Here is a 20,389-nt window from a genome sequence, read left to right as displayed (position 1 = left end):
TCTCAGCGGCCGTCCGCCGCGCAGGCGGAGCAGACGACCGTGGCCTTGGGGGTCCGGTCCATCTCGACGGCGACGTAGGACCGGTCGCAGGCGTGGCAGCGCACCCGGGCCGCCCAGACGTCCTCGACCTCGTCGCGCGGATCGTCGCCGGTACGGCGCACGGCGTCCGGCCCGAACGTCAGGGCCAGCCAGTACAGCCCGGCGGCCAGGGCCACGGTGATCAGCGGGGCCAGTTGGGCGAGTACGGCGCTGCCCTGCTGCTCGGTGAGGGCGATCCCGGTCGCGGAGGCCGCCACCCACGCCCCGGCCCCGGCCGTGACAGGGGCGAGCCGCAGCGGCCGGAACTCGGGCAGGCCGTCGCGGTCGGTGCCCCGGACGGCCAGGTGGACCAGAGCGATGGCCACCCAGGCGGTGACGAAGACACCCTGCCAGGCCAGCGCGCGCAGCAGGTAGCCGAGCACGTCGGTGAGCATCAGCAGGTAGGCGATGGCCCCGGCGACCACGACCCAGGCGGCCCGCGGCAGCTTCAGGCGCAGGACGCGGGCGGCGAAGGCTTCCAGGTTGGTGGAGGCCAGGTAGTAGTTGGCGGTGTTGATACGGGTCTGGGACACGACGATCACCAGCACCCCGGCGAACCCGAGGGTGTCGATGAAGGCGTCCACCACGCCGGTCTCAGAGCCGGCGATGTGCCAGGCACGCAGTAGGTAGATGCCTATGAGACCGTTGACGACGAAGGTGAAGAAGTAGAACACCCAGCCGAAGGTGACGGTGCCGTGGAACCTCTGGTCCTCGGCCTTGCCGAAGCGGGCGTAGTCGATCGTGTACATCATCATGATCCACACGCCCATGTAGATCAGGTACGAGGTGAGCCAGCCCGGCAGCGGTCCGGCGGCGGTCGCCGAGTGCAGCCAGTCGTGGGGGTAGCCCTGCTTGACGGTGGCGGTCACGACGACGGCGATCAGCCCGGCGACGTACAGCGGCAGCAGCACCCCGTTGAGCTTGTCCAGCCAGGTCCGTACCCCACCGATCACCAGCGGCAGTGCGTACACCACCACGACGAGGTACCAGATCCTGAGGTCGCCGCCGAAGTACTTCTGGAAGGCGACCGCGACGATCGAGCCCTCGAAGACGCCGTAGTACAGGGCGGTGGCGGCGAAGATGAGGGGTGCGAGCGCCGACCCGAGCACACCGAACAGCCGGCGTGAGAGCAGGGCGACGGTCAGGCCGGTGCGGGCGGCGTACCGCGACAGCACCAGGTTGACCACGCCGTAGGTGGCCACCGACAGGGCCATGCCCGCGATGGTCGCCGGGGTGCCGACGGCGTCTGCCGAGGCCACCGCGACGTACAGCCAGAACATGGCCGAGAACAGCGCCCACCAGGCCATCGTCAGCGACCAGCGGCCGGACCGCCACGACAGCGGGACGACATGGGTGGAGTAGTCCTCGGTGGCGGCCTCCTTGACGACTCTCGGGTCGTCGGTGAAGGAGACCTCCAGCGCGGGGCGCTCGGAAGTCGTGGGCATGGGCGTCTCCTGGACGGGGAGGGAGGACGGAAGCGGGGGGTGGAGACAAAGGTGCGGTGCGGTGTCCATGTCGACCAATGCGCGATGTGCGCAAAAGCTCGTTAAGTTTGCGCCATCTGCGGTCTGGCGAGGGGTGCGGTTTTGGCCAGGAGGGCGGACGACGGCGGCTTCCGCGGGCGCACCACTCTCCCGGCGTGGGACTTTCCGGCCCTACGACCGCCTCAGCGGCCCCGCACCGTCAACGCCAGCCACAGCTCCGCGCGCAGCCCCGGGTCGGAGAACCGCCTGCCCAGCAGCGTCTCGGCGCGGCCCAGGCGATAGGAGAGCGTCCGGCGGTGGATGCCCAGCGACGCCGCCGCCGCCTCGGTGTTGCCGTTGTGCGCCAGGAACGTCCGGACGGTCTTCAACAGCTCGATGCGCTGGGCGGACTCGGACTCCAGCGGGGCGAGCAGCGCGAACGCCCACCCCTCCGCCTCCGCCCGGCCCACGTACGACAGCAGCCCCACGTCCGCGAGTTCCCTGGTACTCAGCAGCCGCCCGACCGCCGACGCGGGCAGCGTGTCGGCGAGCGAGGCGATCCGGGGCCAGACACGGGCCAGCCCGCCCATGTCGACGGGCTCGCCGATGACACCCACGCTTCCGCTCACGGCACTGATCACGCTCTGTACGACACCCGCGTCCCCCTCGACGACGGGCAGGATCACCACCACCCGTCCCCCGTTGTCCCCCGCCACCAACGCGGACACGATCTGCAGACTGCGCTGGTTCTCCAGCGCCTCCAGCAGGTCGTCCCGCCGAGCGGGAGCAACGGCGAGCGCGGCGATGCGCACCGGTGGCTCCGGCAGCGGGATGCCCAGCGCCTCCGCCGCCTCCTCGGCCGCGTCGACACGGCCCGACAGGAGCATGGACAGCACGGTGGCCCGCTCCCGCCGCTCGCTGTCCAGCAGTTCCGCGGCCTGGGCCACACCGAGCGACAGCAGATCGACCGCCAGGTCGACCACGCCGCGCTCGTACCCGCGCAGCGGCGCGGAACGGCCGACGGCCAGTACTCCCGCCGGGCGGGTGCCCTGCCCCACCGGCAGCAGGGTCACCCGGGCACCGGCATGATCGAACGCCGCCGCGTGCCACGACCGGGTACGCGCCACCTCCAGCCGCACCCGCTCGGCGTGCCGGCGGGCGTACTCCGGCGCGCCGGCCAGCAGATGCCCCTCGCGGGACAGCAGCAGCACCCACGCGTCGAGCTGCCCGGCCAGCCGGGTGACCACGGACCGGTGGGGCGGGGGCGTCATCGCCGCCCGGACCAGCCCGCGGTAGTGCTCCACGGCCGCGGTCTGCTCGGCACGCTCCTCGGCCGCCAGCCCGTCGGCCACCTGGCGCACCACAGCGCTGAAGGGCGTCGGTTTCGGCACCTCGACAACGCTCAGGCCCCGCCTCGCCGCCTCCCTCAGCAGCGCCTGCGGCACCTCGGCGTGCCGTAGCCCCACCCCGAACCCGAGAGCGGGTACCCCCGCCCGCACCAGCCGCTCGACGTACTCCGGCCAGCGCCGACTCGTCCGCCCCAGGCTCAGCCCGGTCGTCAGCAGCAGGCTGTCCCGGTCCAGATACGGTGTCGGGTCGACCAGGTCACTGACGTGCGCCCACCGCACGACGACTTCGCCACGCCCGGTGCGCAGCTCCAGGCCGAGGCCCTGATGAGCGAGCAGACCCGCCAGAGTGAGGGACACCCGGCCAGGCTAAGACATCGTTCTCGGTGCGTCGCAGTCTCCGTACGGCAAGGGCGAGGTGCAGGCGCAGGCGGCCGCGCGGGGCGTGCACCTCCCAGCCGAGCAGATGCTCCGTCTGCCCCAGACGTTCCTGCAGCGTGGAGTGGTGCACCGTGAGCTCGGCGGCGGCGGATCGCAGGCTGGTGGCGGACACCACGGCGTGCAGGGTGGCGGCGGCCCACGGGGCCTCGGCGACGGCGCGCTCCACCGCGAGCGGATCGAGGATCGGCGGGTTGTCGGGGCCGACCGCCTCGGCCGGCAGGGCCAGGGCGCCCAGCGAGCACACCGGCGGCAACGGCAGGAGGGAGGATCTGCTGTCCCGCCTCCGTCTGCCGGAGCCGTGACACAGGGAAGTGCACCAGGCGGCCTTCGACCGCCGGATCGCCTCCGAGGCGTCGGTTTGAACCGACGGATGCGTGCGCAGGGGCGCAGGGACGGCGGCTTCCGCGTGGCCGCGGGGGCTCACCGTCTGCGGTCGATCGTGTGCACCGGCCGCCCCCTCGCGCCCGCAGGGGAGTCGACCGACCCACTCTCGGCGGCGGAGGTGGCCACGGGCAGCGGCCACCCTTTCATTCTCCTTACGCTGTCTTATTGCATCCCTTTCATTTTCCGTACGGTCCCTTTGCAATCCTTCCCTTCCCCTTCCGTTGCCCTTGCTCTTTCCTGTGACTGGGACGGCTAATGGATCCCGAAAGCGGGCGATGCCTCTCTCCTTCTGTGGACTCCCGAACCCGGTCAAGAGTCACATTCCTGCAGTTCAATGCGGTGCTCTTGCGGATTCATCAGGGGATCCGGCTGCTGTCCGGGTGATATGCGAAGGGGCTCTCGGGCGCACTCCGAAAATTCTCTGAATTCTCTTGAGTGGTCCGGTGTTCCGGCGCGTATTCACCGGCAAGGCACCCGGGAACGGGAGGCAACGGCCGGGCCGGCCGTATCGACGAGAAGGGATGAGGCCCTCACCGGGTGCCGTCGGCCGCAACGCATCGGGACGCAGGGACACCACCCCGGTCCCCACACCATGGAAGGACGAGACGTCATGGCGGAGCACGAGACCGGAACCGCTGTCGCCGGGTTGGGCGGCCTGGCCGAAGAGTCCGGCGCCGAGGGCTCGTTCGAGGAGCTGGACGAGATGGAGTTCCTCGACGACGTCGACTTCACGCTGGACGAGGTGGAGAGCAGGATCGCGCCCTTGGCCCTGGCCCACCGATGAGGCGAGCGGGCTGACGCGACGCGGTCCGACGGCGGAGAGGCGTGGCCTCTCCGCCGGTGCCGGGGAGTCCGCAGCCGTGACCGCGTCCTTTTCACGGGGATTTCGCAATCTTGTGCAACTCATGCCCACGTGGGGGTGGAACGAGAGATGGGTTCAGGGAACAACACCGGTCTGATCGCGGCGTCCGTCGGGCGGTCCGGCGGACAGGCACTGCAGATCGACCTCGCCACCGGGCCGTCGGCCGGCTTCGCCGGTCTGCGCCGCGCTCTTCGCACGCTGCGGGACGCGGGAGCGGACTTCGGTACACTGCCCGGCCGTTACCCGGCCGAGTGGGCAGTGCTGTCGGGTGAGCCCGACGGGATGGCAGGGCTGGCCGGGATCGCCCTGTCGGCGTCCGAGCGCAGGCTGCACCGCGAGTCAGAGCAGAGCTTCCGGGTGCTGGCACTGGCGGCCGCAGCAGTGTGCCGCGCATCGGAGCACCTGGACAGGGCACTGCTGCTGCGCGGAGCCGGCCGGACCGACATGGCCACCCTCCAAGGACTGGTCCGTGCGGCCGAATACAGCGCGGCCACGGGCCAGGGCCGGCTGTCTGTGGATCCGGACGACGCACTGGTCACCGAGCCGCTGAGGGCGACCGCCGTCGACTGCCGGGAGGAACGTGCCCGTGCCCTGCGGCTGCTGGGGCTGGACGCCAGTCCGGGACGTCTGCGTACCGGAGCACCCGTGGCGGTGACCGACCAGGGAAGGGACGCGGAACTGTTCGCCGCCGCCTTGGACCCTCAGGGCTCTGTACGGGACCGGATCGCCGCGGCGCTCGACTACTGCCGGCTGTCCTTCTACACCGGCAACTGGGAGGGCATCGGAGTCGTGGCCGCGGGCTGCCTGCCGGTGGCCGTCAGGCTCACCGCGGACGACGTCGCCCGGCTGGCCGACGAGACGTCCGCCGGATCCGGGGAGGACAACCAGGCCATCGAATGCGAGCCGGCGCTGCTGCGGTATCCGGACGACGTACGGGCCTTCCTGCTCAAGATGCTCGGCATCCAGGCCACCTTCCGCGACCGGCAGGCCGATGCGGTCCGCTTCTTCCGCGGTATGCGGGACACCGACGGAGCGGTCTCGGCCGAGACCCTCGCACAGTCGCACCTGTACTCGGCGCTCACCCTGACGAAGCGCCAGCACAGGGTGGCCGAGGCCGTCGCCGAACTGGAGGCGGGCTTCGCGGCCGTGCCCGAGGAGCCCGGCGAGCCGGTGACGAGGCGGCGCGAGCGCGGCTGGCTGCACAACCTGCGGGGGCTGACCCTGTACACGGCGCGGGACCTGGTGGCCGCCCTCGACCACGAGAAGGCGGCACTCGACTGCATCGACGGGCTGACCGACGCGAGTTCGCTGCATCTGCGGGTCAACCTGGTCTCGAACATCAGCGTGCTGCAGGAGAGCGCGGGCAAACCGCGTCAGGCGCTGCTGACATGGGAGCGCTTCAACGACTCGGCCTTCCAAGGCGACGTCAAGTTCGCCAAGCACCACGCCTACCGGGCAGGCGGCCTGCGGATCGCGGTCGGTGACACGGCGGCCGGCCTGGCGGACCTGGAGGCGTCGCTGCGGCACAGCGATCGACTGGCCGACGACTTCCACACGTGCGAGATCGCGGTCGAACTGGGCACCCTCATGCTCGTCGGCGGTGATCGGGACACCGCCGCCGACCGCTACGACCAGGGAGCCGCCGCGGCCGCCCGGCTCGGCGACCCGTACCGGATGGCGCTGGCCGCCGTAGGACGCCGCGCCGCGACCGGCAGCCCGCCCACCGCGGAGACCGCCCTGCCGGCGGCCGCCAGCCTGACGCAGCCCGACAAGGCCCGGACGCTGATGCACGGGTGCCGGGGCGGCGCCGATCCCCTGACGCTGCTTCCCCGGCCGCGAACCAAGCTGAACCGACCGTTCGACCTGGTCACCCTCTGATGACGGCGGGGAACGAGGCCGGCTGGCGTCTCGTACCACGACTGCTGCTGCGCCGTGCCGGATTCGGATTCGACCTGCTCGAATCGCTCACCGGCCCCGCGGTCGCCGCGCCGGCGGCCGCGTACCGGTGTGCTGTGCGGGCACTGGAGGACATCCGGGCCGATCTGCTGCGCGAGGCCATCCCGGCGGCCGTGACCGCCTGCCGGGAGCGCTCGGACCGGGCGGCACTGCGAGCCCTGTCACGGACCCGGGGGGCGATCGGGCGCCGTCGGCCGATACCGCCCGGGCTGATGGCCTGCTGCCCGGAACAGGCACAGGCCGGGGCCTATGCGGCGGCGTACGCGCAGGTCCGAGCCGCGGAGGCGGAACTGGCGCGGGCCGTGGACCGCGACGCCGCCGACCGGTCCCTGAGGCTGCGCAAAGTCCTCGACGCGCCGGTGCTCGACGCGCTGCTCCAGCTCGCACCCTCCTTCTACGACGGGGTGCTGCGCCGGCTCGCCGCAGACGCCGACGCCGACGGCTCACGGCGCGACCGTGCCCTGGGGCGCCGCCTCTACCTGTACGTGCAGAGGCTGGCCGCCAAGAACGAGACCACGAGCTTCTTCGGCCCGCTGGTCCACGGCCGTGTCGATCCCGGGGTGCGCGGAATGCGCTTCGGGGAGGAGACCACAAGCGGAGTGGCCGAGACCCGGCCGTTCCTCGCCTTCTGGGCGGTCTGCGAGCTGGCCCGGCGGATGGCGGCAGACCCGCTGGTACGGCCCGGCGTCCCGGTGACCCGGGTGCCGGTCGCCCGGTGGGAGGCGGACGTGCTCACCCTGGCGGACGGGCGGCGGGTACGGCTCGGCGCGGAGGAGGCGGAACTGCTGGCCGCCGTCGACGGACGCCGCTCGCCCCGTGAAATCGCCGAGTGCACCCGGCAGTCCCCGCCGGGCGTCGAGAAGACCCTGACGCGACTGGAACGACTCGGCGTCGTACGCACCTGGCCGGAACCGGCGTCCACCGCGATCCAGCCCTTCGTGCATCTGCTGGCCGACGCGCAACGGTTCGCCTCCCACACCGACTGGCCCCTGCGGCTGGCCACGCTGTGGGACGGGGTCCGACGCTTTGGTGAAGCACTCGACCACGAGCAGCGCCGGACCGAACTGGAGGCGGTCGAAGGGCTGTTCAGCGAACTGACCGGTGCCCCGGCCCGCCGCGCCGGAGGCCGCATGTACGCGGACCGGTTGATCGTCTACCTCGAGTCGCGCGGCGACCAGGGCCCCGTACGCATGGGAACCGACACGGCGGCCGCCGTCGAGACCGCACTGGCCCCGGTGCTCGACGTCGGCGCCCGTCTCGGTGAGCTGCTGCACCGGGCGCACCAGGACCTGGCGGCGTCGGTGCTGCGGGCCGCCGGCACCCGGCGCATGCCCTACGACGAGTTCGTCCGCCGAGTCCGGCAGGCGGTCGACGACGGCGCTCTGCGCGAGCGCCTGGCACCGGCGGAGGAACTGACCGCGGCGCTCAGCACGCTGGTCGCGGACCGGATGCGCGGCCAGGCGTGTGTGCTGGACCCCGCCGATCTGCGGAGGCTCGGTGCCTGCGGCGCCCGGCCCTTCTTCGCCAGCCCCGACCTGCTCATCCGCCAGGGCGAGGAGGGGCCCCGGTACGTCCTGGGCGAGGTGCACCCGTATGTGTTCGCCTGGGGATCGCAGGGGCTGTTCTGCGACGACCCCGAGGAACTGCAGGCGGATTTCCGCGCCGACCTGTCCCCCTGGGGCGGCGAGGCCTCCCTCGCCGCCGTGATACGTCGCCGCCGGCACAAAGGACTGGTCACCGAGGCGTTCCCCGGACGCTTCGTCGAGGTGACCGCCGTCGCCACGCGGTCGGGGGAACGCGGCGTGGCGATCACCGACCTGGTCGTCGAGGCGGGGCAGGACCGGGTCAGCCTGAGGGACGCCCACGGTGAGCTGGTGCTGTACGCCGGCGAGGACGACCACCCCCATCTGATGCCGTTCGCCCCGCCGGGGACGGCTCGCTTCCCCCTGGTCCGGTTCGGCGGCTTCGCACCTCGCATCACCATCGGTGAGGTCGTCGCCCAGCGGGCCGCGTGGTGGCTGGAACCGGAGGAACTCACCGGCGGCGCCCCGTCCGCCGAGGGCGCGGGGTCCTTCGGCGCGGCGCAGCGGGCGCGGGTACGGCACGGCCTGCCGCGCTGGGTCTATGCGCACGTGCCGGGTGAGCCGAAACCACTGTGCGTCGATCTCGACTCCCCGCTCGCCGTCGAGGCCCTCGTCTCGGTCGTCTCGGGCGGGACACCAGGGGAGCCGGTCACGGTGCGGGAGATGCTGCCCGAGCCCGGCGCGCTGTGGCTGCGCAGAGGCGGCCGGGCGGTCACCTCCGAACTGCGGCTGGCGTTGATCAGGAGAGAGTCATGAACTGCTGGACCCTGTTGCCGACACTGGTCGTCCGGTCCGCAGGCTTCCCGTGGGAGATGGTCGAGCGGCTGGCACACCGGCGCACCCCGCCGATGGCCGACCGGCTGCTCGCGCTCACCCGGGCCGCCGAGACGCTCCGCGGTGAACTGGGCCCCGGGCCGCGCCTCAGCCGAGGTCGGCAGGCCCGGCTGAGGCGCAACCGCCCGCTGCCGCCGGACACCCCCCTGCCTGCCGACTGGTTGAGACGCTGGACCGAGGTGACCGAAGAACTGGCCACGCAGCACGAGCAGTTGGCGAACGCCCTGGCGCTGGACGAACAGGATGTCTCGGAGGCACTCGGCGCGATGGCGGCGGACCCCCGCTTCCTGGAGGCCGTCGTCAGCTCCGGCCCCGGGGTGTTCCGCGACATCACCAAGGGCCGCCTGAGGGCCGCACGGCTGCGCCGTCAGGTGGCGTCGTATGCGCAGCGGCTGGCGGCCAAGTGCGAGACGATGAGCTTCTTCGGCCCGATCAACTACGCCACCGTGCACTCCGGTCCGGGACCGGCCGCCCAGCTGTCCTGGGAGGGCCACCGTTCGTGCCCGAAGCGGCGGGCCTATCTCTCGGCGTGGGCGTTCCACCAGATCCAGGCCACCGTGCTTGCCGATCCCGAGACAACGGCCGCTCTCGTGCCGCGCCGCAAGACCTTCGCCCGCACCCCGGCTCCCGGAACGGCACCAGGCGCGCTGGTCCGCCGTGCCGATGCACGCAGCACCCTCGGGGAGATCTCCACCGACATGGGCCTCGGCGCGGCGGAGGCCGCGCGGGCGCTCCACGGCGCGGTGCGGCATGGACTGCTCACCCACGACCTCGACCCCGCGGCGACCGAGATCGACCCGACGCGCTGGCTGGCCGGGCGGTTGCCGGCGGCCGGCGGCCGGCTGCACGACGTCGTCCGGTCGCTCGACCGCTATCCCGCCGCCGACGCGGCCGCCAAACTGGCGCTGCAGACAGAACTGGCGCGCGCCTGCATCCCGGAGCCCGCCGCGACGCCGCTGCACGCGGGTACGCCGCGGCACGTCGACGCGAAGTTCTACAACGACCGGCTGCCGGTCACCGAGGCCGCGGTCGGCACCCTCGCCCTGTCGATCGGCGGTGAGCTGGCCCGGGACCTTCAGGAGGCCGTGCCCGCCGTCCTGGACCTGCTCGCGCACACCGCCGTGAGCACCCGCCGGCGCACCAACCGCGCGCTCGCACGGGCACTCGGGTCCGGACGCTTCCCGCTCACGCGGGTGCTGCGCGACTGCGCCGGTCTGGAGGTGGCCCACGACCCGTGGCTGACGGATGTGATCGGGCGTGCCGTCGCCTCGGCCCCGCCCGGGACGGCCGTCATCGACCTCGCCAGGCTGGTGACCGCGCCACCGCCCGAGCTGCCGGTGCTGTGCTCGGTGGACGTCATGGTCGCCGCCGAGGCCCTGCCCGACTACCGCGGTGGGCACACCCCGCTGGTCATCGGCGATGTCCACGACGCGCCCCTGCTCACCCCCTGGGCGCTGCAGTTCCACCCGCAGGGCGCGGCCGCACTGGCCGAACGGGACCGGCAGATCCTGCGGGTCCTCGACGGCCGCCGGGTGCTGAGCGTGGTGGCCCGCCGCAGCACCGGCCTGCCGCCGTTGCGCTTTCCGGGCCCGGTCGTGGAACTGGGCCCGGTCGACGGCCCCGCCGAGCGGTTCGAACTGGACCGGTTGTACGTGTCCAGCGACGGCGAACGGGCGTGCCTGCGGGCGAGCGGCCGGCCGGAGGAGGAGCTCTACCTGCACAACGGTGAACTGGACACAGCGGTGCACACGGCGTTCGCACTGCCACGGATCCGTCCTGCGAGACTGCCGGACGCCGACTGCCTGCCCCGTCTGCGGCACGGCAACGTGGTGCTGGCCCGCCGCCGCTGGAGGCTGCGGCCCGGACCGCTGACGGAACTGCCCGAGCGGCTCGCCGACGCCCGAGACTCGCTCTCCCTGCGCCACCGCCTGCGCTCCGCCGGAGTGCCGTCGAGGTTCTTCGCCAAGGCGTCGCACGAGCGCAAACCAGTCTATGTGGACCTCGACAGTCCACTCCTGGTGGACGGCCTCCTGCGGCTCGCGGCGGGAGCGGACACACTGCATGCGAGCGAGGTGCTGCCCGACCGGGACGGGCTGTGGCTGCGCGAGGGCGAACTGCGCTTCGCGGCCGAACTGCGCTGCGTCTACCTCCGCCCCGGCACAGCGGGGGCGGCCCGATGAGAATCATCGTGGTGCCCCCGCTGGGTGACCCGACCACCACCGTGACGGTGAGCCCCGGCGAGCAACTGCTCGACCTCAACCGGCTGTTCGCCCGGAGGGCTGCCGAACCGTCCGTGCTGTACGCCGAAGCCGCGGCGCTCGACACGCCGGGACACCCGGACACGGCGGGCCTGTGCCTGCTGGCCCGGGCCGCCGCCGACGCCCTCGCCGGATCGTCCGACCCGGCCACCCGGCTGCGCGCGCTGGGCGCGGCGATCAGGGTGATCAGCACTCACGACCCGGGCCTCACCGCCTCCATCGACGACATCCGGCTGAGGTCGGGCAGCACGAGCAGCGGCGCCGACGCGAGGCGGGCGGCCGCCCGCTGCACACTGTTCGACCCCGAGCTGTCCGCGGTGCCCACGACGGCGCCGGTGGAGGTCGTCGTCGACAGCGATCAGCAACTGCCGGCCGCACTGCGGCTGCTGCGCAGGCTCGGAACCGTGCCCCTCACTCTCAGCGGCCGGTTCGTGGCCCGTCACCGGGCCGCACTGCGGCGTCTGCCCGACCTCACCGGAGTACGGCTGGAGCAGCGCATCAGACCCCGGTTCGTGCTCCCCCGGTGGGCGCCCGGTGAGAGGCCGTTGCACTGGTGCGGCGAGGGCGACCGGCCCCCGTCCACGGGCCGCTGGGCGGGCTGGCTCGACGCCGGGACCGTGACGGCGCTGCGGGCGGCCGAACTGGACCGCTGCGCCGGTCTGGTGGTGACCACCGGTGGCTCGGCGGAGTTGGCCGGACCCCTGGCCGCGCTGGCGACCCGCTTCCCGGCCGCCGTGGAGATCCTGGTGGGCGCGCCCGGCGGGGACACCTCGTCCCGCGCCTGGTGGGCCCGGCCCGGATCACCGGTGCGGGTGGCGGGCTTCCGCCCCTTCCGACCACCGCTGCTGCCCGGCGCCCCGGCCCCCGCCGGGCACGATCTCGCACGCTGGGCGGCTCTGCCCGGCGAGGCGGTCACGGCCGAGGTCCGCCGTCTGCTCGCGCACGGCGCCGCCCGCCACGACCTGTTCCCGGGCCGGACCGCCGGGGCGCTGTTCGCCGGCGGTCCGCTGCCGGCCATCGACGGTGAGCACCAGTGGGATCCGGCCGTTCGGTTGGTGGGCAGCGAGCACGCGGCTCCGCCCGGCAGTGCGCCGGGGCAGTTCCTGGTGAACCTGCGCAGCGGAGCGTTCACGCGGATCCAGCCTGCGCTGGCCGGGCTGCTGGACCGGGTCCGCAGCGGCGGGCCACTGGCCACGGAGGCCATCGGCGCGCTGCCGGTGGTCCGCCGGACCCGTCTGCTGAACGTACTTCGGGCCGCTGGTGCCGTGCGCACCGCGGGGATGGGGGTGTCCACACCATGAGCCGTGACTGGACGGCGGGCGGTGTCCTCGTGCTCCGGCACGCGGGCATGCCCTTCGACCTGCTGGAGGCGCTGGCGGCGCCGGGTGAACTGCTGTCCGCCGCGCAGGTTCTTCTCGACGAGGAGCAGGCCCTGGTCGAGGCCGCCGACGGCACGAGAGCCGCCGCGGAGAGTACGCGCGCGGCGGTCACCGCGGCCGATCCCGCGCTGCTGCCCCGACGTGGCGACGCGGCCTGGCGTGCTGCCGCGGCGCGCTGGGGCGATGCCGTGCACGCCTACCGCAAGGCGTTCGACGTGGCCGAGCGGGAGGCGACCGAGGCGCTGCGCAGGGTGATGGCGCGGCCCGACGTGCAGGAGGCGGTCTTCCTGTCCAACCCCGAGGTGTACCGCAACATGATGCTGCCGTTCCTGGACGGCCCGCGCCGTGACAACGCCCGCTGGCGGCGGGCCCGCCGCCAGCTCTACACGTACCTGCAGCGGTTCTGCGCGAAGAACGAGACGGTCAGCTTCTTCGGGCCGATGGCGTACGGCACGACCAGGCCCGGCCACGGAGTGACGGTACGCACCGATGTGCCGCGCCGCCGCCGGGTGTTCTTCGCCCACTGGGCAGGACGGGAAGTGGCCGCCGCGGTGGCCCGCGACCCCAGGCTCCGTACCGTGCTGCCGTTCCGGCGCACCGGTGCGCCGCCGCCCGCCGGCGCGGAGGCCGGCCCTGAGCCGGGGGTGCCGGGCGAGGCGGACCAACTCCTCGCGGCGGTGGCTTCGTTCGGTACGGACGGGGCCGCACTGCCCCGTATCGCCGAGGCCGTGCAGGCGGGCCTGCGGGACACCGCGACCCGGCTGCGGCCGCTCGTCGCGGACGGCCGGCTGGCGTTCGGCATTGCCGCGGCGCCCTACGAACTCGATCCGCTGGGCAGGATGCTCGACCGGCTGGCGGCGCTCCCCGACGACGAGGCCGTCCGCGAGTGGACCGGGCGGCTCGGCCGGCTGCGCGCCCTGCTGGCGGATGTGGAGGGGGTGCCGTTCCCCGGCCGGATGGCCGCCGTGGAGCGGCTGGAGCAGGCGTTCGGCGAGATCGCCGGCGTGCCGGCACGGCGCGGGGCCGGAGCGGTGTACGCGGACCGCGCGGTCTTCTACGAGGAGTGCGCCTCCCCGTTCGCCCTCGAAGTGGGCGAGGAGACGATGCGCTCCTGGGCGCACCGGATCGGCCCGGCCCTGGAACTGTCCGCCGCACACGGCGCGGCGGTCCAGCGGGCCGCCGCGGGGAAGGTGCGGGACGCCCTCGGCGCGTGCCCGCCGATGGACCTGCTGGAGTACGGCGAACGGTTGCGTGCCGTCTTCGACCCCGGGGGCAGCCGCTTCGTCCCGGACCATGCGACCGTCCATCCCGCCGACCGGCAGCGGCAGGTGACCGGGGAACTGCTCGCCGCCGCCGCACGGCTGCCCGGGGACCGCTACGCGCTGATCGACCTGTGCCCGGCGGCCTCCGACGCCCGGCAGCTGCCGGGCGCGGACCTGGTGCTCAGCCGCTGCCACCACCATCTGCTCACCGACGGCTGGCTGGGCACGATGTTCCCCGGCGGGGACGGATTCGGTGCGGACGCCCGGCACTGGGTGGCCGGCCGGCCCGGTCTCGTCGGCCTCGACGTCGGCCGACGCAACAAGGGCTACTACCTCTTCCCCGGCCGGCGGGTGATCCTGCGCCCGCCCTCGGCCGCGGACGCGGACGACCCGGACACGGTGTGGCCGCAGCGGATCACGGTGGAGAACACCGCGACCGGACCGCGCTGCCGCGACGAGACCGGCCGCCCCGTGTCGGCGTACCTGCCGCTCAGCGACTACGTGAAGTACCCGCCCTTCGCGGCCATCTCACCCCCGCAGGTGCTGCACGCCGTGTTCGGGGGACCCGCCGACATCGCGGAGGTGACCGTGGGAGACGTCGTCTACCAGCGGCCGCGCTGGACGCTGGACCCGGCCACCCTGGCGGCCGGCACGCCGTACACCCGGTTCCTCCAACTGCGCCGCCTGGCCCGTACCCGCATACCGGGCCGGTTCGTCTTCTGCCGCACCGACCGGGAGCGCAAGCCCTACCTGATCGATCTGGAGTCGGTACTCGCCGCGGACCTCGCCGCGCACATCGCCAAGGGGAGCACGCTGGTGACGGCCGAACAGATGCGGCCCGCTCCGCAGGAGCTGTGGCTGCGCGACGGGCGCGGCCAGCGCTACACCTGCGAACTGCGCATGCAGCTGACCGGACGGGAGCGGACCCGGTGAGCGCCCGCGAGCCCATGACCAGCCCCGCCCCGGCGCACGCACCGGCCGCCTTGGAGGCCGTGACCGCCCTTCCCATCGGCAGGCTGCGCCACGCCCTGTACCCGCGCGCCCTGCTGCGGGGCACCGGGTTCGCAGTGCGGCCGCTGTTGCAGCTGGGCGGCTGCGCAGACCCGGGGGAGCATGCGCAGGTCATGGAACGGAACCTGGCGGTGGTCCGTTCCGCCTTCCACGATCCCCGGCTGCGCGAGGCGGTGGCGCAGACGAACCCGGGCTACTACGACATCGCGTTCGCCTCCGGCCGGGCCCTCGTCACGGACACGGCCTACGCGCGGCTGGGCAAGCACGGCCGGCGCCAGGTGCGCACCGCGCACCGGTACCTGCGCCGGCTCCTCGGCAAGACCGAGACCAACGCCTTCTTCGGCCCGACGCTCGTCACGGCCTGGGACCCGGATCTCGACGCCCCGGTCGAGGCCGGCGAGCCGACGCCGGAACGGTGCGTGACCGGCCTGAGCCACTGGGTCGTACGAGACCTCGTCGCCCGTCACCGAAGGTCGTTGCCGGCCGACCACCGGGGCTGGGCGCGCGACCCGCTGTGGCGGCGGGAGGCAGACGACCTGTGCTGCGCACTGAACGGCCGCCGGATCACGCTGACCGGGCCGGCCGGAACGGTCTGGCAGGCGCTGCGCACCCCGGCCACTCCGGCCGAACTGCTCCACAGCACCCCGCTGGACGCGGCACCGCTGCGCGATGCGCTGATTCTGCTCGCCCCGGCGCTGCGTCCCTGGCCCGCGCCGCCCTCCGTGCTCATCGACGGGCTGGGCTGGCTGGCCCGGCAGAGCATCGGCGGCGACGTGGTGCCACGGGTCGCGAAACTGCTGGGGGAGACCGCGGTCCCCTGGCCCGGCCCGCACGCCGTACGCGCGGGCATCCGCGCCGAGATCGCGGCCGCCGGGCTCACCACCGCGCGAGCGGCCGGCCGGCACTACGCCGACCGGGACGTGGTCAACGAGGACCGGTCCAGCCCGTGGAGCGGGCGGGTGCGGCTCGGCCGCCCCGCGCTGTCGGCGGCCCACCGGATGCTCGGCGACGTGGCCCCGCTGATGTGGCTGGACGCGATGCTGCGGCAGGCGGACGCGAGGGAAGCGGTGGTGCGGCACACCGGCGGGACCGCGACCGGCCTCGTGGAGCTGGCCGCCAGCCATGTCGAGCCGGTGGCCACGCGCGCCGGGCGTCTGCACCGGCTGCTCGCCGAACTGGTCCCCGAGGACCCTCGGCTGGACGAGGTGCGTCTGGACCCCGGCCTGCTCGCCGAGCGGCTGCGCCCGCTGTGGGAGGAGGCCGAGCCGGCCCCCGGCGACCAACTCGTCGCCCTGCCCGGGTTCGACCTCATGGTCGCCGACGGCCCGCCCGGCCGGGGCCGGTGGGTGCTGTCCGAGTGCCACGACGACAGCAGCAGCGCCATCGGGGGCATCACCAGCCGGGTCCAGCCGGGCGGGGGTGCGGACTTCGACGACTTCCGTGCCGCGCTCTCTGGCTGGCTCGACACCGCCCGCATGGCCACCGTCGTCGGCGGCCGCCGCAGCCGGCACGTCACACCGGAGCTGCCCGGCCTGTCCATCGAACTGTCCGGGGTCTCCGGCAAACCCGGTGGGCAGGTGGCGCCCGCCGCGGAGGTGGAGGTCGGCGCGGACGGGAACCGCGTGGTGTACGCCGGCCGGGCCCACCAGCTGTATCCGGGAGACGTGCCCGGACCCCTGTTCACCGCCCTGTCCCTGCCGTGCCTGGTGCCGGTTCCGTTCGCGACCGGCCGGCGCCGCACACCCAGGATCGTCCTCGGCGACGTCGTCGTTCAGCGGCGGCGCTGGTCCCTCCCGCTGAGCGGGGACACGGGCTCGTTCCCGCGCGGGCAGGCGGGCTTCCGGGCGGTCACCGCCTGGAAGGCCCGGCACGGCCTGCCGGAGCGGGTCTATCTGCGCCATCCGCGCGAGCCCAAACCGCTGCTGGTCGACTTCACCGACCCGTTCGCGGTGGACGACCTGACCCGGCTGCCCGTGGCCCGCGTGACCTGCACGGAGGTGCTGCCGGAACTGACCGACACCTGGTGGCGGGCCGGCGGGCCCCAGCCCGCCGAGCTGCGGGTCCCGGTCTTCCTGCGCTGGGAGAGGACGGCGGAGTGAGACGGCACGACACGCTGTTCGCCGACAACGGCGCCCACACCGTCCGCCGCTACCGGCCCGGCCACCCTCCGGCCGGCGAGACGCGCACCTGGCGCGGTATGTGCCTGGAACGGCGCACTCCCGGGTCGTCGGAGCACGTGTTCGCCGACGGCGCCGCGCTGCTGCACGACTGGCCGCCCGGCCCGGCCCGGCCGTGTGCTGCGGTGATCGGCCTCGCACGGTCGGTGCTCGCGGGAACCGCCGCGGAGCCCGGGCCGGCGTCCGTGATCCCGTCCGGCCCGGACCGTGCGCTCGGCGCGCTGGCCGACCGCTGCGCCGTGGAGCTGACCTGGGCACGTCTGCGCCAGCGCGTGGCCGTGGGCGACCCGCAGCGGATGGTGGCCGACGAACGCCGGATGTGCACGGTGGAGATCACGTCCGCGCACCAGCCGTCCTGTTCGGAGGTGGTGCGATGGGACGAGACGGACACCGCGGGCAGCCTGCGGCAGGTGGAAGCCGCCGTCGACCGGGTCCGCGCCCTGGCGGCGCTGCCGCAGGCAAAACTCCCCTCCGCGCGCTGCGACCTGGTACTCGGCCCCGGCCGCGCCGGTCCGTTCTTCCACGAACTCGTGGGACACCCGCTGGAGGCCGACATCGTGGCGGGGGGTGCCAGCTGTCTTGCCGGCCTGATGGGCGAGCGGATCGCACCCGACTGGCTGTCGGTCACCGACGGGAAGGCGCCGGGGGGCGACGGCCTCGGAGCCGCGGTCGACGACGAGGGCACGCCGGTCGGCACGGCCGAACTGATAGCGGACGGCCGGGTGGCCGGTGTGCTCTCGGACGGTGCGACCGCCGCGCTGTTCGGAGGGGTCGGCAACGGGCACGGCCGGCGGCTGGACTACCGGCACCCGGTGGTCCCCCGGATGTGGCACACCGCCGCGCGGGCCGTGGGCGCCGAGCCCGAGCAGCCCGGCCCCGCCCGCCTCGCCCCGAGCGGCATCCGGCTGCGCTGGATGAACCTGCTCACCGGTGACTTCGAGTTCGCGGTGGACGGCGCCCTGCTGGACACCGGAGAGGGGCCGCCGCGCCGCGTCGGCCCCTGCGCGGTGAGCGGCAACGCGCTGACCGTGCTGGCCGCGCTGCGCCCTGGTCCGTCCGTCAGCCGCAGCTACGGACGGGCCACCAGGGGCTGCGGCAAGCTCGGCCAGTACCCGCTCGTCACCACCTTCGCCAACAGCGGCATGTGGGTTCCCGCGGAGGCCGTCGATGTGCGCAGCGACCCCGCGGTGTGAGCGGCCGGTGCCGACCGGCGCCGGCCCGGGCGACGGGCTGCGGGCCGTGGTCACCGCCGTGGCCTCCCCGGTGGTGGGGGCGGCACACGCCCGCCGCTCCACCGACCTGCTCCGGCTCACCAGGGACGCCGCACGGGTGACCGGCTCGGTCCGGCTGCCGGGGCACCGCGGCGGTGACGTGGCCGGGCGGCGTCAGCAGCAGGCGGCCCAGGCGCTGGAGACCGTCGTCGCGGGGCTGGCCGCCTGCGAGGCGCTGCGCCCGCAGAGCGTGCTGGTCACGGCCGGACCGAGGCTGCGCGTGCTGGCCCGGCTCGAGAGCGCCGCCGGCCCCCTTCTCGCGGGCGGCAGCGGTCCCGGCGCGGCGGCGGATCTGCTCGCCGCGGTCGCCGGGCTGGGTGCTGCCGCCAGGCCCCCGGTCGACCCGCCGCCGGGCTGGCGGGGCCGTCCGCTCGTGCTGCGTCCCCCGGTGGCCGCCGTCCTGCTGACGGGGGTGCGCCTGGTGCTGGCCGGCGTGGCGGCCCGCCGGCTCGCGGGCCGCAGGGTGCTTCCGCCGATCACACTGGTCGACCGGCCGGCGGAGCATCCTGACGGAGGCCCCGACGACGCCGGGCATCCCGCGGTGGCGCACACGGTTGTGTGCGACGGCCGTGTCACCCCGCTCCCCGTGGCGCCGGACACCGGCCTTCCCCCGGGCCGCGCGCTGTGGCGGCACGAGGAGCAGCGGCCGGCCGCCGCGCCCGTCCACGCGCTCACGCTGACCGGTGCTCCCGCACGGCCGGCGCCGGAGGCGTACGGCGAAGCCGTCGAACTGACGGCATGTGTCGAGGGATTGCGCAGGTACTACCCGGACGGTCATCTGCGGATGCTCTGCCTGGCCCGTTTCCCGGCCGCGCCCGGAGCGTTCCTGGTCACCGTGCGGGCCCGGCCGCTGTCCCTGCTGCGGGCGGTCATCTGTCTCACCGACGACCCCGTGGCCACCTACGTGGAACACGAGATCGAAACCCCGTCCCTGGTGCTCCCCAGCGCCGACGACCTCGCAAGGAAGTGTCATGCCCTCCTCTGCTCCTTATGACTTCGTTCTCGTCGGCGGCGGCCTGGTCGGCGCCTGTCTGGCCGAGGAACTGGCCGGCGGCGGCGCCACGGTCCTGGTGCTCGACGCGGGTGCCGAGCCCGGTCACGCCACCAACCGGGCCGCGGGCGTCGCCGTACCCTCCTTGCGGTACCTCGGCGACGAGGAGTTCCACCGCTGGCTGGTCGACGCCCAGGGTGCGCTGCGCGACGACATCCGCCGCCTCGAACCCGGACGCGGCCCGTTCAGCCTGGCCCGCCCCCTCGTGCGGCTGCTGACCGAGGACGATGTGCGAGCCCTCCCCGCAGGACCGGGGAGCACGGCGCTCGGCAGGGCGCTGACCTCCGCGGAACTGGCCGCACTCGCCCCGGGAGCGCGCGTTCCCGCCGGCCGGCAACCGTTCATGGCCGAGGACGGGCTGCTTGTGAACGGCAGGTCCTACCTGCGTGCGGTGCGTGCGGCGGCCCTCGCCGCCGGCGCCGAGTGGCGTCAGGAGACCACCGTCAGCACCGTCGAGGACGAGGAATCGCGGTTGTGCGTACGGGCCGCCGACGGCTTCGCGGTGCGCGCCGACCGGGTGGTGCTGACCGCGGGCGCCTGGACGGGGCGGCTCTCACCGCTGCCGGTCGGCCCGCAGCGCGGTCAGCTCGCGGTCCTGGACTCGGACGCGGAGCTGGGCTGCATCCTGTCCGGGAGGCTGTACATGGCTCCGCTCCCGGACGGCGGCATCGTGGTCGGCGCGACCGAAGAGCAGGCCGGCTTCGCCGACCACTGCACCGCGGGCACGGCCGCCGGGCTGCTCGCCCACGCCGTGCGCACCCTCCCGGACCTGTCCGAGGCCGTCGTGGGCGAACTGCGCGCCGGTCTGCGCCCGGTGTCCGGGACCGGCCGGCCACTGGTGGGCCGGGTGCCCGGTCACCGGCGGCTGTACGTGGCCGCCGGCCACGCCGGTCACGGGCTGATCTCCTCCCGGCTCACCGCCCGCGGTCTGGCCGCGGGTCTGCTGCGCTCCGACTGGGAGAAGCTGCCGGAAGCGTTCTGCCCGGCCTCCGGTCTGCCCACCGGCACGCCCGTCGCGGCCGCGGGGAGGTGA

Annotated in this window: 14 protein-coding genes; 11 read left to right on the top strand and 3 right to left on the bottom strand. The window is 74.1% G+C overall.

What is annotated here, in order from left to right:
• Positions 1 to 2: 2 nt before the first annotated feature.
• The 3 genes from ACZ79I_RS00780 to ACZ79I_RS00770 all read right to left on the bottom strand — a co-directional run bounded on the left by ACZ79I_RS00780 (position 3) and on the right by ACZ79I_RS00770 (position 3,398).
• Positions 3 to 1,523, bottom strand: coding sequence for a purine-cytosine permease family protein (locus tag ACZ79I_RS00780; RefSeq protein ID WP_471493126.1), 1,521 nt, complete (start codon positions 1,521 to 1,523; stop codon positions 3 to 5).
• A 221-nt stretch (positions 1,524 to 1,744) separates the two neighbouring features.
• A complete protein-coding gene (locus ACZ79I_RS00775) occupies positions 1,745 to 3,247 on the bottom strand; it encodes a helix-turn-helix domain-containing protein (RefSeq protein WP_471493124.1) in 1,503 nt (500 codons plus the stop codon).
• Entirely contained in the window at positions 3,147 to 3,398 is a 252-nt protein-coding gene (locus tag ACZ79I_RS00770) for a helix-turn-helix domain-containing protein (RefSeq protein ID WP_471504671.1), read from the bottom strand. Before ACZ79I_RS00770 ends, ACZ79I_RS00775 begins: the two co-directional genes overlap by 101 nt.
• Before the next feature lies 1 nt (position 3,399).
• Here ACZ79I_RS00770 and ACZ79I_RS00765 point away from each other — a divergent pair, with 1 nt between their 5' ends.
• The 11 genes from ACZ79I_RS00765 to ACZ79I_RS00715 all read left to right on the top strand — a co-directional run bounded on the left by ACZ79I_RS00765 (position 3,400) and on the right by ACZ79I_RS00715 (position 20,389).
• On the top strand, positions 3,400 to 3,630 hold the full coding sequence (locus tag ACZ79I_RS00765) for a hypothetical protein (protein ID WP_471505509.1): 231 nt from the start codon (positions 3,400 to 3,402) through the stop codon (positions 3,628 to 3,630).
• Positions 3,631 to 4,322: 692 nt separating this feature from the next.
• Positions 4,323 to 4,496 carry an ammosamide/lymphostin RiPP family protein gene (locus ACZ79I_RS00760; RefSeq protein ID WP_471493122.1) on the top strand — a complete coding sequence of 58 codons (174 nt, stop codon included), beginning with the start codon at positions 4,323 to 4,325 and terminating at the stop codon, positions 4,494 to 4,496.
• A gap of 147 nt (positions 4,497 to 4,643) precedes the next feature.
• Positions 4,644 to 6,452, top strand: coding sequence for a hypothetical protein (locus ACZ79I_RS00755; protein ID WP_471493120.1), 1,809 nt, complete (start codon positions 4,644 to 4,646; stop codon positions 6,450 to 6,452).
• Positions 6,452 to 8,869 carry a hypothetical protein gene (locus tag ACZ79I_RS00750; protein WP_471493118.1) on the top strand — a complete coding sequence of 806 codons (2,418 nt, stop codon included), beginning with the start codon at positions 6,452 to 6,454 and terminating at the stop codon, positions 8,867 to 8,869. Before ACZ79I_RS00755 ends, ACZ79I_RS00750 begins: the two co-directional genes overlap by 1 nt.
• Positions 8,866 to 11,127, top strand: coding sequence for a hypothetical protein (locus ACZ79I_RS00745; RefSeq protein ID WP_471493116.1), 2,262 nt, complete (start codon positions 8,866 to 8,868; stop codon positions 11,125 to 11,127). Before ACZ79I_RS00750 ends, ACZ79I_RS00745 begins: the two co-directional genes overlap by 4 nt.
• Positions 11,124 to 12,506, top strand: coding sequence for a hypothetical protein (locus ACZ79I_RS00740; RefSeq protein WP_471493115.1), 1,383 nt, complete (start codon positions 11,124 to 11,126; stop codon positions 12,504 to 12,506). The genes ACZ79I_RS00745 and ACZ79I_RS00740 overlap by 4 nt, the downstream gene beginning before the upstream one ends.
• A complete protein-coding gene (locus ACZ79I_RS00735; RefSeq protein ID WP_471493113.1) occupies positions 12,503 to 14,779 on the top strand; it encodes a lantibiotic dehydratase in 2,277 nt (758 codons plus the stop codon). Before ACZ79I_RS00740 ends, ACZ79I_RS00735 begins: the two co-directional genes overlap by 4 nt.
• Positions 14,776 to 16,956 (top strand): hypothetical protein, encoded by a 2,181-nt coding sequence (locus ACZ79I_RS00730; RefSeq protein WP_471493111.1) that lies wholly within the window; start codon positions 14,776 to 14,778, stop codon positions 16,954 to 16,956. The genes ACZ79I_RS00735 and ACZ79I_RS00730 overlap by 4 nt, the downstream gene beginning before the upstream one ends.
• The gene (locus tag ACZ79I_RS00725; RefSeq protein ID WP_471493109.1) at positions 16,953 to 18,227 is read left to right on the top strand and encodes a metallopeptidase TldD-related protein; all 1,275 of its coding nucleotides are present in this window, start codon (positions 16,953 to 16,955) and stop codon (positions 18,225 to 18,227) included. The genes ACZ79I_RS00730 and ACZ79I_RS00725 overlap by 4 nt, the downstream gene beginning before the upstream one ends.
• Positions 18,202 to 19,299 (top strand): hypothetical protein, encoded by a 1,098-nt coding sequence (locus tag ACZ79I_RS00720; RefSeq protein ID WP_471493107.1) that lies wholly within the window; start codon positions 18,202 to 18,204, stop codon positions 19,297 to 19,299. Before ACZ79I_RS00725 ends, ACZ79I_RS00720 begins: the two co-directional genes overlap by 26 nt.
• Positions 19,277 to 20,389 (top strand): NAD(P)/FAD-dependent oxidoreductase, encoded by a 1,113-nt coding sequence (locus tag ACZ79I_RS00715; protein WP_471493106.1) that lies wholly within the window; start codon positions 19,277 to 19,279, stop codon positions 20,387 to 20,389. The genes ACZ79I_RS00720 and ACZ79I_RS00715 overlap by 23 nt, the downstream gene beginning before the upstream one ends.

The sequence above is a fragment of the Streptomyces sp. PSU-S4-23 genome (assembly GCF_055632315.1).
The sequence above is the reverse complement of the archived record's forward strand: the minus strand, read 5'-3'. Positions and strand labels throughout refer to the sequence as shown.